At 35.2% G+C, this 14,550-nt stretch carries 13 protein-coding genes; 3 read left to right on the forward strand and 10 right to left on the reverse strand.

Going from position 1 to position 14,550, the window contains the following annotated elements:
• Window positions 1-138: 138 nt before the first annotated feature.
• The 3 genes from AC0NJG_RS15690 to AC0NJG_RS15700 all read left to right on the forward strand — a co-directional run bounded on the left by AC0NJG_RS15690 (window position 139) and on the right by AC0NJG_RS15700 (window position 2,298).
• Entirely contained in the window at window positions 139-1,269 is a 1,131-nt protein-coding gene (locus AC0NJG_RS15690) for an amidohydrolase (RefSeq protein ID WP_000698299.1), read from the forward strand.
• A gap of 241 nt (window positions 1,270-1,510) precedes the next feature.
• Window positions 1,511-2,068: a GNAT family N-acetyltransferase gene (locus AC0NJG_RS15695; RefSeq protein ID WP_000914741.1), complete on the forward strand. Its 558-nt coding sequence runs from the start codon at window positions 1,511-1,513 to the stop codon at window positions 2,066-2,068.
• A 110-nt stretch (window positions 2,069-2,178) separates the two neighbouring features.
• On the forward strand, window positions 2,179-2,298 hold the full coding sequence (locus tag AC0NJG_RS15700) for a YfhE family protein (protein WP_000358480.1): 120 nt from the start codon (window positions 2,179-2,181) through the stop codon (window positions 2,296-2,298).
• A 363-nt stretch (window positions 2,299-2,661) separates the two neighbouring features.
• On the opposite strand, the gene AC0NJG_RS15705 is transcribed toward AC0NJG_RS15700, so the two are convergent.
• From AC0NJG_RS15705 to AC0NJG_RS15750, 10 genes are all read right to left on the reverse strand, one after another.
• Window positions 2,662-3,828, reverse strand: coding sequence for a diglucosyl diacylglycerol synthase (locus tag AC0NJG_RS15705; protein WP_087952057.1), 1,167 nt, complete (start codon window positions 3,826-3,828; stop codon window positions 2,662-2,664).
• 412 nt (window positions 3,829-4,240) lie between these two features.
• Window positions 4,241-4,972 carry a pyruvate formate-lyase-activating protein gene (gene pflA / locus AC0NJG_RS15710; RefSeq protein ID WP_087952056.1) on the reverse strand — a complete coding sequence of 244 codons (732 nt, stop codon included), beginning with the start codon at window positions 4,970-4,972 and terminating at the stop codon, window positions 4,241-4,243.
• 69 nt (window positions 4,973-5,041) lie between these two features.
• Window positions 5,042-7,291 carry a formate C-acetyltransferase gene (gene pflB, locus AC0NJG_RS15715; protein WP_087952055.1) on the reverse strand — a complete coding sequence of 750 codons (2,250 nt, stop codon included), beginning with the start codon at window positions 7,289-7,291 and terminating at the stop codon, window positions 5,042-5,044.
• A 339-nt stretch (window positions 7,292-7,630) separates the two neighbouring features.
• Window positions 7,631-9,178, reverse strand: a complete 1,548-nt coding sequence (locus tag AC0NJG_RS15720) for a glycosyltransferase family 2 protein (protein ID WP_140168514.1) — start codon at window positions 9,176-9,178, stop codon at window positions 7,631-7,633.
• A complete protein-coding gene (locus AC0NJG_RS15725; protein ID WP_474063209.1) occupies window positions 9,171-10,136 on the reverse strand; it encodes an NAD-dependent epimerase/dehydratase family protein in 966 nt (321 codons plus the stop codon). Before AC0NJG_RS15725 ends, AC0NJG_RS15720 begins: the two co-directional genes overlap by 8 nt.
• Window positions 10,133-11,377, reverse strand: coding sequence for a nucleotide sugar dehydrogenase (locus tag AC0NJG_RS15730; protein WP_474063210.1), 1,245 nt, complete (start codon window positions 11,375-11,377; stop codon window positions 10,133-10,135). Before AC0NJG_RS15730 ends, AC0NJG_RS15725 begins: the two co-directional genes overlap by 4 nt.
• Entirely contained in the window at window positions 11,367-12,914 is a 1,548-nt protein-coding gene (locus AC0NJG_RS15735; protein WP_474063211.1) for a glycosyltransferase family 2 protein, read from the reverse strand. The genes AC0NJG_RS15730 and AC0NJG_RS15735 overlap by 11 nt, the downstream gene beginning before the upstream one ends.
• A gap of 13 nt (window positions 12,915-12,927) precedes the next feature.
• Window positions 12,928-13,122 carry an LSm family protein gene (locus tag AC0NJG_RS15740; protein WP_087952050.1) on the reverse strand — a complete coding sequence of 65 codons (195 nt, stop codon included), beginning with the start codon at window positions 13,120-13,122 and terminating at the stop codon, window positions 12,928-12,930.
• A gap of 16 nt (window positions 13,123-13,138) precedes the next feature.
• A complete protein-coding gene (locus AC0NJG_RS15745; RefSeq protein ID WP_087952049.1) occupies window positions 13,139-13,540 on the reverse strand; it encodes an LSm family protein in 402 nt (133 codons plus the stop codon).
• 166 nt (window positions 13,541-13,706) lie between these two features.
• Window positions 13,707-14,522 carry a sugar ABC transporter ATP-binding protein gene (locus AC0NJG_RS15750; RefSeq protein WP_474063227.1) on the reverse strand — a complete coding sequence of 272 codons (816 nt, stop codon included), beginning with the start codon at window positions 14,520-14,522 and terminating at the stop codon, window positions 13,707-13,709.
• Window positions 14,523-14,550: the final 28 nt, after the last annotated feature.

Raw genomic sequence — 14,550 nt, forward strand, 5'->3', positions numbered from 1 at the left:
CTTCTAAAACACAGTTTTACAGAGGGCCCTTTCAAAACTTTTATTTTCTAGCATCCGGAGCATTATTACACAAATAATCTTTCAGTTACTTTCCCTTACATTCCATTAACATTATAAAGTAACAGAAATGAGGTACCTATGAAAATATTGCTCAAACAAGCCATTGTCTATCCTATTACATCCCAAAAATTTCAAGGGGATGTACTCGTTATAGGAGAAAAAATTGCTGAGGTCAAGCCTTCCATTCAACCTACTCAAGATATGACAGTTATAGACGCACGTGCTCTTCATCTCTTACCTGGATTTATTGATGTCCATACCCATCTTGGTCTCTATGATGAAGGTACTGGTTGGGCTGGCAATGATGCAAATGAAACATCTGAAGTTTCAACACCACATATCCGTTCTTTGGACGGAATTCACCCTTTTGATATTGCATTTCAAGATGCGGTACAAAATGGAATCACAACTGTTCACGTTATGCCAGGAAGTCAAAACATTATCGGTGGTACTACTTGTGTAATAAAAACAGCTGGAACTTGTATTGATCATATGATTATTCAAGAACCTGCTGGCTTAAAGATTGCCTTTGGAGAAAATCCTAAAAAGGTCCATAGTAATGGCACAAAAGAGTCCATTACGCGTATGGGAATTATGGGATTACTTCGGGAATCATTCTATGAAGCACAACACTACGGGCATGAAGCTGATTTTCGAATGCTTCCTATCTTAAAAGCATTACGCCGTGAAATACCCGTACGTATCCACGCTCACAGAGCAGATGATATTAGTTCTGCTCTACGCTTTGCAACAGAGTTCAATCTTGATTTACGTATTGAACATTGTACAGAAGGACACTTTATTGTTGAAGAACTTTCAAAACACAATTTGAAGGTTTCAGTTGGCCCCACGCTTACACGCCGTTCTAAAATCGAACTAAAAAATAAAACATGGGATACTTACCATATATTATCAAAAAATGGAGTGGAAGTTTCCATCACAACAGATCACCCCTATACACCCATTCAATATTTAAATGTTTGTGCTGCTGTCGCAGTAAGGGAAGGATTAGACGAAAAAACTGCACTAGAAGGAATCACTATATTTCCAGCGCGAAATTTACGTTTAGAGGATAGAATTGGAAGCATTGAGGCTGGAAAAGACGCTGATCTTGTGCTCTGGACCCATCATCCTTTCCATTATTTAGCCAAGCCTGTACTAACTATGATTGATGGAAAAATAATTTACAAAAAAAATAAAAAAAACTAGTTTATTTTTTTGACTAGATAAAGTATTATACGATTATAAACTGAATGAAACCATAATCAATTTGTGTCGTGATTATCATTTTCAAATTGATGAATGGGGAAGGCAAATGGTGCGCCACCAGCGTTAGAAACTGGTTCTAGTGGGTTCGATTCCCACCCCGAAATTTTTTAAAGATTGATATAAAAATTTCGAGGGTGGGGTGTTTTTTCGTCATGCTACCCTCGTGTGAGGAGGATTTAGTATGTTGAAAAAACGCGACTTACACGACAGCCACGTTCTATACGAGTTAATGGTGGATCCAGCTGTCTTCCCTTTTGTGCGTCAAAAGGCTTATTCTTATGAGGAATATTTATTTTTAACGAAACAAACGATTGAAGCTGAAGAGCGTGGGGAATTAATTTCACGCACAATTTTAGACGAATGGGGTAACCCTATCGGAACAATTACTTTATTTGATGTGCAAGAAAAAGCCGGCTTCCTTGGAACATGGCTTGGCAAACCTTATCACGGAAAAGGCTACAATAAATTGGCAAAAGATTCATTTTTTAGCGAACTTTTCTACGAGTTAGATATTGAAACGATCTTTATGCGTATTCGCAAAATAAATATTCGTTCTATTAAAGCTGCAGAAAAATTACAATATGTAAATCTAGCAAACGAAACAAGAAAATCCGTTTATGATGAAATTAACGCGAATGAAGAAGTATATAACTTATATGAAATTCCAAAAGATCAATATACACTTGCTACAATGCGAGATACAACGTTCCAAGATTCTCATCACTTAAAAGAAGCATAATCTAAATTTTCAGAAATAATAATTAACCATTAACATTTTGATATATACGTATATCACCCCATGTCTTTGGAAACGATATATAGTGACTTTAGGACACGAGGTGATTTGTAATGGATAAAAAGAAACGTGACAAAGCAAAAAACGCATTATCTAGTACACAAGAAGTTCTCTACCAACGAGAATTTCGTAAAGCAGATCGCGCAGCGGGTTATCGCTCGAAAAGTATTTAAAGTGAGAATGAATAATTAGAAGTTCTCCCCCCTAATTATTCATTCTCATTACATATTTTTTCTACGTGATAGAGTAGAAAAAAGGTTCCTTATAAATAAGGAACCTTTTTTCTGTGGATAACGTTATCCACATAATTGATAGAATTGTGAATAAATTATAAAAACCCTTCACAAGTTTGTATGTTGTAACGCACATCAAATGTTAGAATTGTGGATATTTTTCTAAAAATTGTGGATAATGTGGATATGGTTGTTAATATTCCGACTTTACTGTTTAATGAAAGCGTAATCTTCATGTGGATAAGTCTTTATCTTGGAAAACAATAAAGAACCCTCTTTAAACATACAAAAGAGGGTTTCATATTAAGTAAATAATTGTGCAAGAGCAGGCGATTTAATAGGTATATGATTCGGTTCTACATGGTTTTCTGCCAAAATTGTATCCACAATATGATCAGCCGGCTCTGGACGATAAATGCTTTTCATCGCTTCTTTCATTTGAAGAAGCTTCATATCATCTTGTAATAACGCCTCTGTTTTTGCAAAAACCTCACTATCATCACGAATGACAACTGCAGCCCCTTTTCTTTCAAAGTACATCGCATTTTCATTTTCTTGTCCTGGAACAGGCTTATATAAAATGACAGGTACTTGCAATGCTGCTGCTTCACTTAACGTAATACCGCCTGGCTTTGTAATCATACAAGAAGTAACACGGAATAGTTCATCAATATTTTCTACATAACCAAATACTTTTAATGCATCAGGATTTTTTTCCTGTAACCCCAATAAATCCTGTTTTAACGCTTCATTTTTCCCACAAACGACAACTACTTGTAAATCAGGTACTGACATAAATGATTGGCATAGTTCTTTTACACTTCCTAATACCCCATGAGCACCTGCTACAATTAGTAAAATCTTTTTATTCTTACATAACTGATATTTATTATATATAATGTCTGGATTGATCTTTAACTCAAAACTACTACGAATCGGAATTCCAGTTTCAACAATTTGCTCCGCAGGTACACCAATATCAACCATAACTTTTTTTACGTGATCAGTTGCTACAAAATAACGATCTACTTCCCGATGAATCCATATTTTGTGCACACAAAAATCCGTTAATACGTTATACACAGGAATTGAAATACCTGTTTGCTTTTTTAACTCTGGTACAGCTATGATCGGAAAAGTATTAATAACAATATCCGGTTTCTCCGCTTGTAAAAGTAATTTCAAACGTTTTCTTCCAAAGTTCGCATACCAAGATGCTATTTTTTTATCATAAATTTTTTCTACGCCGTAATAAAACAAGCGGTATAATTCTTTTCCTATTGTATAACTTTTTAAATATAAATATTTTGTAATATCGGTTATAACCGGATGTGATTCTCCGAACAAATCGCATACAATTACATCTTTAATTCCTTTTTGGCGAAATGTTTGTTCTAATGTTTTCGCTACTTGCACATGACCGTTTCCGTAATGTGCAGTTAATATTAAAACCTTGGGGTTTTTTATCAAACAAATCCACTCCTAGCTTATTGTTTCTCCATATTGCATATACGACAATAGGAAAAACATTTTCCTTAAAAATTACATAAACAGACTCTAATATTTCTCTTTCAGCTATGTACCTGTCGTGGATATGCAAAGCATATAAGATTGACCCCTTAATCCTATCTGTGCTCATATCTTTACATTATACTTTCCTATAAGAGCTTTCGCAATAACTTACAAATGTTCTCTATTCCATGATACTCACTCTTTTACTTCTTAATTCTTTTTACTATTTTGATTTCCCTTTACAATTATGTAAATTTCTCTACTTATTCCTTACAAAAATATGGATATTCTATTTTCAGTATACTCTTTTCTCCATATATACTCTAGGTTTTATTGTAAAGAAAGCAAAAAGCCTAATCCAACATTTGGATTAGACTGCTTGTAAAATATGTCTTGCTTCTTCTACATTTTTTTCAGTAGGCGGTTCTACATTTGCGAGTGGATACTTATGTCCAAGCGCCTCCCATTTATATACACCAAGCTTATGGTATGGTAGCACTTCAACTTTCTGAACATTAGATAGACTTTGAATAAAGCTAGATAGTTTTTGTAGATCCTCTTCATTATCAGTAATACCAGGAACTAATACGTGTCTTACCCAAATCGGTTTATTTTTATCCGATAAATAACGGGCAAATTGTAAAATATGTTCATTTGGTTTTCCTGTTAATTTACGATGTTTCTTTGAATCAATATGTTTCAAATCCAGTAAAACTAAATCTGTGTAATCCATTAAAATGTCTAGCTTATTTTGGAATTCTGGTTCTTCAGAATAACAACCACCCGAAGAATCAATTGTTGTATGGATTCCAATTTCCTTACATTTCTTAAATAATTCAATTAAGAAATCTAGCTGTAATAATGGTTCCCCACCACTAACTGTTATACCGCCTCCGGAAGCTTCAATAAAAGGAAGGTAACATGTCACATCCTGCATTACTTCTTCGACTGTTATTTCTTTTCCTTTACCGATCTCCCACGTATCAGCATTATGACAATATTGACAACGTAATAAACACCCTTGTGTAAATATGACATAACGAATTCCTGGGCCATCAACAGTACCACAAGACTCTACAGAATGAATTCTTCCTTTTACCATGTTACTTCCTCCTTTATTGAAACAGCCTCCCTCTGCTATTTATAAAATGCAGAGGGACACTTTTTTCATTTACATGCTTTCATGCATTGTACGGTTAATTACATCGATTTGTTGTTCACGAGTTAATTTAATAAAGTTTACAGCGTAACCAGATACGCGAATTGTTAATTGTGGATATTTCTCAGGATGTTCCATTGCATCCATTAATGTTTCACGGTTAAATACGTTAATATTTAAGTGATGGCCTTCTTTTACTGCATAACCATCAAGCATTGATACTAAGTTACGTACTTGTACTTCATCCTCTTTACCAAGTGCTTTTGGAATAATAGAGAATGTATTAGAAATGCCATCTTGTGCATCTTCATATGGTAATTTAGCTACAGATAATAATGAAGCTAACGCACCTTTTGTATCACGTCCATGCATTGGATTCGCACCTGGTGCAAATGGTTCTCCAGTACGTCGACCATCTGGAGTGTTACCAGTTTTCTTACCGTATACAACGTTAGATGTGATTGTTAAGATTGACATTGTATGAACAGAATTTCTATATGTTTTGTGTTTACGAAGTTTATTCATAAATGTTTTCACAAGATTTACAGCAATTTCATCTACACGGTCGTCATTGTTACCGTATTTAGGGAAATCTCCTTCAATTTCAAAGTCAACTGCAATTCCGTTTTCATCGCGAATTGGTTTTACTTTTGCATGTTTAATTGCACTTAAAGAGTCTGCTACTACAGATAGACCCGCGATACCTGTTGCCATTGTACGAAGAACATTTGTATCATGAAGAGCCATTTCAATACGTTCGTAGCTATATTTATCGTGCATGTAGTGAATAACATTTAATGTGTTTAAATATAGACCCGCTAACCATTCCATTGTCATATCAAACTTATGCATAACTTCTTCATAATCTAATACTTCAGAAGTAATTGGTGCGTACTCAGGACCAACTTGTGCTTTAGATTTTTCATCTTTACCACCGTTAATCGCATATAGTAATGCTTTTGCTAAGTTTGCACGTGCACCGAAGAACTGCATTTGTTTACCAATTCTCATTGCAGATACACAACAAGCAATTCCGTAATCATCACCGTAATCAGCACGCATAATGTCATCATTTTCGTATTGAATTGCTGATGTTTTAATAGACATTTTCGCACAGTAGTTTTTAAAGTTCTGTGGTAATTGTTTAGACCAAAGAACTGTTAAGTTTGGTTCTGGAGCTGGTCCTAAATTATCTAATGTATGCAAGAAACGGAATGAGTTCTTTGTTACTAATGGACGACCGTCTAATGCCATACCACCGATAGACTCAGTTACCCAAGTTGGGTCACCAGAGAATAATTCATTATAATCAGGTGTTCTTGCAAATTTCACAAGACGTAATTTCATAATGAAGTGATCCACAATTTCTTGTACGTCTTCTTCTGTTAAAGTACCGTTTGCTAAATCTCTTTCAATATAAATATCTAAGAATGTAGAAGTACGTCCAAGACTCATTGCAGCTCCGTTTTGCTCTTTAATTGCTGCAAGATATGCGAAGTATAACCATTGGAATGCCTCTTGAGCAGTTGTTGCTGGCTTAGAAATATCAAAGCCATGAGAAGCAGCCATTTGTTTTAACTCTTGCAGTGCACGCATTTGCTCAGATAACTCTTCGCGTAAACGCATTGTATCTTCACTCATTACACCGCCAGTTAAATTTAAATCTACTTTCTTCGCTTCAATTAAATGATCTACTCCATATAATGCTACGCGGCGGTAGTCACCGATAATACGTCCACGTCCGTATGCATCTGGAAGACCAGTAATAACACCTGATTTACGAGCAGCTCTCATTTCTGGTGTATAAGCATCAAATACACCTTGGTTATGAGTTTTTCTCCAATCTCTGAAAATACGACTAAGCTCTTTATCCATTTCGTATCCATAAGATTCACAAGCTTGTTCCGCCATACGAATACCACCATATGGTTGTAAAGAACGTTTAAATGGTTTATCAGTTTGGAAACCGACTACTTTTTCAGTCTCTTTATTTAAATATCCTGGTTCATGTGATGTAATAGAAGAAACAATTTTTGTATCCATATCAAGAACGCCACCGTTTTCACGTTCTTTCGTTGTTAAATCCATTACTTGATCCCAAAGTTGTTTCGTTGCTTCAGTTGCTCCCGCTAAGAAAGATTCATCTCCCTCGTAAACGTTTACATTATTTAAAATGAAATCGCGAACATCAATCTCTGCTTTCCATTTTTCACCTTTAAAGTTTTCCCATGCGTTTTTAACATTTTCTAATACTTGAGTCATCCTAATCTCCTCCATTTTTGATTAGTACAGGACTAAGATTTTTTATATAACAGCTTACACACTTAGAATACTACTTTTTTACGAAAGTGAACGAAATAGTTGTGACATGTTTGTGAAATATTGAGCAAACTACTATATACATAGTGTTAACTTCATTTGAAAGTCTTTAAAATTAACCCTTTCCTTAATTGTATTTTTTTGGTATTCTTATATACGAGTCCTATTTTGTAATATAAGAACAATACCCATTGTAGAGCTGTAATACTCTTATCTCCTAATCTGTTATAGTTTTTATAGCAGAACAAAAAAGTGTACATATGTTGTACACTTTTTTTGTTACTACTCTAAAACATCTCTTTTTCTATTTCCATCATGGAATCCACCACGACTGCCTGTTAATACAATTAATTGTTCTAATCCTTCCATATGATCACCAATAATTCGAAGTACAGCTGGTGGATGACCTATTTTAGCAAAATGTTCACTGGGACGAATACGGTTCATCTTATCGACCTCTACACGACTTACACACGCAATCTCGAATCCTGACAGAATAGCTTTCACTTGGGCTACACAAGGTGAAAGTAAGGATCTATATCCGATTTCTTTCAAACACTTACGACTAAACGCATTCGGTACAGCGATAAGAGAGCCTACTCCTAGATCTTTTCTATCACAAGCTAAATTTAATGCATATTTAAATGCAGTTACAAGATGAAGCGGTACTCTTAAATCTAAATAATGATTTAAATCATTTAAGGCGACATCCATTCCATCTGCAATAGCTTTTGCGAAAGGATATAATTCCCTAGCTGGAATAACAAAATCGCCGTCTATAAATAACACAATTTCTCCTTTTGCAAAATACGTTCCAAGTGAGCGCCCCACATCATTTCCGAGTGCTTCTTTATATACAATTGTCGTTGCTCCTTTTTCTTTTGCAATGGTTGCTGTTTGATCAGACGAACCATTTACAACAACGATAATTTCAAAAGGTTCAATTTTGCGAAGCTCTTCTATAACGTTTCCAATTGTTTTCTCTTCATCTTGTACAGGAATAATGACCGATAATTGCTTTCCCTTATACAAATTAGATGTAACGCCCCATCCTTGATAAAAATCTTCAAAATCTAAAGTATGATAGACACTATCTCTTTCCCTATTTCCATCATAATACCCTCCGCGCTCATCGCTACCTACTATTCGCTCCGCTAAAGCTTCTATATGGTCACCTATCATCCGTTTTTCAGAATGAGAAAGCCCCGTGCCATACGCAGCATGCTCGGTCGGCCGAAATTTATTTGGTGTAATAACGTCAATTGCACAATGTCGACTAATTCTCCATTTGCTTTGAACAAGACGTAAATGAGCGACAATTGGATTAACAAAACATTCATACCCAATACTTTGAACAACTTCCTTCGTCAACGCGTGAGGTACAGATAATAAAGAATCAATCTTTAACTCTTCACGCTCTAGCATTGCATTTAATATTTGGCGCCATACTGTCACTGAGTGCGGTTTTTGTTTCTTTAAAAATAACGCATCCAAATTATTTAAAACGATGTCGGCCTGATCATGTAAAATTGGATTTAGGAATAATTGTAATTTTGAAGTTTGAATAGCAAAATCTCCATCTATAAATAGTAATACGTCACCTATCGCGTGTTTTGCGCCAACTGCACGGCCAACATCATTCCCCAATAGCTCTGTATACTTGATTACTTTACACCCTAAACGATCAGCAACCTCTTCTGTACCATCATTACAACCGTTTGCTACTACAATAATCTCTACTGGATTTAATCCTTTTGCCGATTGAATAACGTCTGAAATCGTATCCACTTCATTACATACAGGTATAATAATGGATAGTGACTTAGCCATTGTTTTCTTCACGAAACCATTTAATAGTTTCTTTCAACCCTTGTTCCCACGTTACTTTCGCTTGAAATTGAACAAGTTCTCTTAATTTCGTTACATCTGGTCTTCTATTTGGAATTTCTTCAAAGCCATGTGGATATACCTCTTCGAAAGGAACTTGAACAATCTTTGAAGAAGATTTCGTTAGCTTTTTGATTACTTCTGCTACTTCTTTTATACTCTTTTCATTCTCAGAACCTATATTAATAATCTCACCATTTACCTTCTCATCCATTGCTCGAATCGTTGCCTCTACCGCATCACTTACATACGTAAAACAACGTGTCTGTTTTCCATCTCCATATACGAGAATGTCTTCTCCTCGCAGTGCTGCGCGGATAAATCGTGGGATTACCCCTGCATACGGACCATCTTTCGCTCTTGGACCATAAATATTAAAATAACGAACAATCGTTACAGGTAAACCTTCTAAAGCGTATCCTAAACATAATGTTTCTTCTAACGTTTTACAAATTGCATAACTCCAACGTATTTTAGAGGTTGCACCGTATAATCGATCTCCTTCTTCAGAAAAGGGCGGCTTTGCCTTACCATATACTTCTGAAGTAGACGCAAAAACTACTTTCTTCTTTCCTTTTAGCGCTGCTTGTAAAATGTTTCTCGTTCCATCAAAATTCGTTTCAATAAGCTCTATACTCTTTTCCATTGTCGTTTTCACACCTAAAATTGCTGCTAAATGAAACACTACATCATGTTGATTCACTAATTCATAAATAGAATTTTGATCTAAAACACTTATTGGAATAACCTGAATTTCTTTCATTAACTCATCATGATATTTATTTTTCCCTTTATAGAAGTTATCAACGATAGTGACATCATAACCTCTTTTCACCAGCTCTTCAGCTAAATGCGATCCAATAAATCCTGCTCCACCCGTAATTAAACATTTCTTACTCATACACTCACCTTCTTTATAATTCCACGTGTATCTACGACTTGCTTTATCCCTTTAAAAACCTTCCAATCGATATTAGAGTGGTCTGTTAAAATTAAAATACAATCCGCTTGTTTAACGACTTGTTCATCCAAAGAAACAGATTGATACACCTTATCTCCAAATTTTGCAGAAGAAATATATGGATCGTGATACTCTATCTCATATCCTTCTTTTATTAACAATTCAATAATTGGTAACGCCGGTGATTCTCTTAAGTCATTTACATCTTTTTTATATGCAATCCCTACAATTAAAACCGTTGCAGGTGATTGCACCACACCTTTTACTTTCCGGACCATTTTTTCTGGCATTTCCTCATTAATTACATGTGCCGCCTCAATTAATTGACTCATTGCTCCATTCTTTTTTATTCTCCACTGGAAATATAAAGGATCTACCGGAATACAGTGTCCCCCTATTCCTGGTCCTGGCCAATATGGGGTAAATCCAAATGGTTTTGTAGATGCCGCTTCAAGTGCCTCATAAAAATCAATTCCTAAACTTTCACATAGTGTATTTAACTCATTTACTAATGAAATATTGACTAAGCGCTGAATATTTTCAAATAGCTTACACATTTCTGCTACTTTTGGGGAGCTAACTGGAACAACTACATCAAATATAGTGCTATACAAAGCCTGTACTTTTTGTTTACACATTTCTGTTTGTCCACTAATGACTTTTGGAATCGTTTGAACGGAATATTGACTATTAGCTGGGTCAATTCTCTCAGGGGAATATCCGATATAGAAATCTTCTCCTACCTTTTTTCCTGTTTGAGAAATAATCGGAATGATAACTTCCTCGAGCGTACCTGGATATGTGGAGCTTTCGAAAATGAAGGTTTGTCCTTTTTGAAGGTGTTGTTGTATATAATGCGAGGCTGAAATGAGGGCACTTAAGTCTGGTTCTCTTTTTTCATTAATTGGAGTCGGAACAGTGACAATAACGTAATTACTATTTTGAAAATCAGCAATACCTTGATCCGGTGTATTTACTATTAATTTTTTTCTAGTCAATAAACTTTGTAACAATTTAGAAGCAACATCTGGAATATAACTTTCTCCTTTTATAATCGATTCTATTTTTCTAGTATCTTTATCTAATCCAATTACTGTATGTCCTCTCTCTGCAAAATGAACTGCCAAAGGAAGGCCAACATATCCTAATCCGATAATAGCAACTGTACTACTAACATTCATCTGTATTCTCTTCTTCCTTTCTCAATTGTTGAATTATATTTCTATCCCGCTCTCCATCTGTAAAACTCCCGCGTTCATCTGTGGATTGCAATAAATATGCAATTGCCTCAAGTTGATCACCGAAAATACGGTCAAATGCTGGAATACGTCCATTTACAAATCCATGTTGCTCTGGTCTTACTCGATTTGTTTTTATAACATCTACAAATTCTACCGCTGTAATAGAGAATCCCTCCAAAATAGCTTTCATTTGAGCGAGTGGCGGAATGATAAGAGAATCATATCCGATTTTCTCTATTACTTTTTTATGCATAGCATGTGGTACTGCCGTTAATGAGTTATTCCATAAATCTGGTCGTTTCGCTACCAAATTCACAAAATATTTCCCCATACTAATTGGGTCTGCTGGATGAAACATATCTAATAGACACTGTAAATCATTTAATGCCACATCATGCCCATCTTCAATCGCATGTAAAAATGGAATTAATTTTTTTCCCGGAATAACAAAATCACCATCGACAAATAAACAAATATCGGCCGTGGCATGCATGGCACCTATCACTCGTGCTACATTATGTCCAAGCGCCTTCGTAAATTCAAGAACAATAACATTCTCTGACTTCGCTTGTTCAATTGTCGCTCCATCGGCTCCATTCGCAACAACTATAATTTCATCTACTCCTGCTTTTTTTACTTCCTGTATAACAGATCTTATAGTCATCTTCTCTTCTGATACAGGGATAATGGCACTATATTTTGCTTTTTTCTTTTGTAATATAACTGGTTTATACTTTCCTATAAACTCTCTATCCCTATTTCCTTCCGAAAAACCACCACGCTTACCATAGGTTTCGATTACGTATTGCAAAGCACGTAAATGATCCCCCATAATGCGGCTAGTCGCTTTCGGATAAGGAGAACCGGTTGATGTACCAGTATGAACAGGACGAACTTTGTTTGTATGAATGACATCGACCGAAGCCATATCGACAATATCTACTCCTCTAGACATCGCCATCGCTTGAAATAGTGCTGGATCGGCTAAATTCCACCAACCAAACTTTTGAATAACTTCTCTACTCATTGCATGTGGAATAGCGATTAAAGAACCAACAACAAGCTCTTTTTTATCCAAATAACGATTCAACATAAACTTTCCAACTGTCGTATAATGCGGTCTCATCTTTAAATAAACAGACCATGTTAAATTATTCACAACAATTTGGTTACCTTGCTGAATGCCTTTTATGAAACGTTGCAATTCTTTATTATCAATGACGATGTCACCATCTAAAAACAAAACAATGTCGCCTTTTGCTTCTCTTGCACCAATTGCCCGTCCAACATCATTACCAAGAGAATATTTATAATAAATGACATGGCAATGATGTTGTAAGGCTATTTCTTTTGTTCCGTCTGTCGATCCATTATCTACTACGATAATTTCATATGGTTTCAATTTCTCCACTTCTACTAGGACTTGTGATAAAGTACTCGCTTCATTATGCGCCGGAATAATAACTGATACCCTCATACTTGTACCACGCTTACCCTTCCAAGCGAATATAAGAAATGATAGGAATACGTACAACTACATCTTCAGGTGGTCCATAAGAAGGAGAAGTACGAACACTTACTGCCCCGTCTGTCACAGATAACAAAATACCCGCAACAATTTCGACCGCTGTCACAACTTGCACTAGCTCACCAACATGGTTACGTAATTCTTCAGTAAATAACATATATAAGTCTCCTTTCTTACGCTTCTTTAATTGATATAATACTTGTAAATGGTAATAAAACTTCTGTTCCTATTCCTTCTTGCAGTGTTAAGAAATCATCACCAACTGCTACAATTACACCTGCTAACTGTCCAACTGTCACAGTAATTTCAACATTTTTACCTAAATACTGCTCTGCAATTTCTTTAAAAGGTGATGTATTACATTCTTTTAAAATGTTACAAATAATAGATTGAAATCTACTTGATTCAATAAATTCTTCTGTAGCTTGCTTGGAGTTTCTTTGAATAAATCTCGCGAAGTTTTGCGAAAACAAAAGTCGCTCCACAGCAGGTAATAACTTATTATCTAAAAAATAATCTAATTGTCTATTAAACAATCTCGATAACTTTTTCCAATACTTACCGAACAAACACATACACTTCTCCTCCTATTATTTTTAAAGTATAAAAATATATCCATACATCTTAATGTATACAAAGCAGACTCTTTTTGTGATAGGTAAGACATACATTTTTCAACGAAACAATATGTTCTAATCACCAAAAAAGATAGATGGTATCCCATCTATCTTTATATATATTTTAATTTTTAATTGTAACTATCGCAGAGACGCTGTAATAAACCGCTCTTGGTAATTCTGCCTGTTCACTTATAGAAGCTGTAACAAGAGAACCACCGCTTACCGAAAAATACTTAACAGCTTCTAATGGAATACCATCTTCTTTCACATCAATATGAGTTCCATCTCGCCAGTCTATTTTCTGCATTGTCGCTGAAAGGTCCCCAGTCACTTTACCAAATTCTTTACCATCCACTCCTAAAAAAATCCATTCCCACTTTGTTAAACTTAGTACTTGTTTCAACTCTCCAATTTTCTTTCCATCTACATCATAAAAAATATAGAAGTTACGTACCGCCATCTTCTTTTGAACACGCAACAATCTTTCTCCCGAATAATTATATAAATAAAATTGTTGCTTACGTAGTCCCTGAAAAAGAAAAGAAAGTACAGCTTGCCATACACGTTGAATAACAGAATTATACTCTTCTCTTAAAAAACCTACTGTATTCCCATCTAATCCAAAGTACGTTATTACTTGAAATACCCCTACCTCTTTGCGAACAACAAATTTTTGTTGCTCAAATAATTCAGAAGTCTCTATATTATTATTTTCCTGTTTAAGCATTTTTGATCTTCGTTTTTCCATAAAGCTATATATTAATAATCCAATTGCCGGTATTACAACACTTATTAATTTCAAATTTTCTTTCTCCGAAGTGAATAGCGTCCCTTTTTTATATTCCATCACTAATCCAATTGCGACGATAATCCATACAATGACAGATACAAAAAAAATGCGTTTCGCATTTCGTGCGTGATGCTTATATATACTAATCCCCTTCCTCCTTTTCCATTTATTTCAT

The sequence above is a fragment of the Bacillus sp. SSR7 genome, from assembly GCF_055902415.1.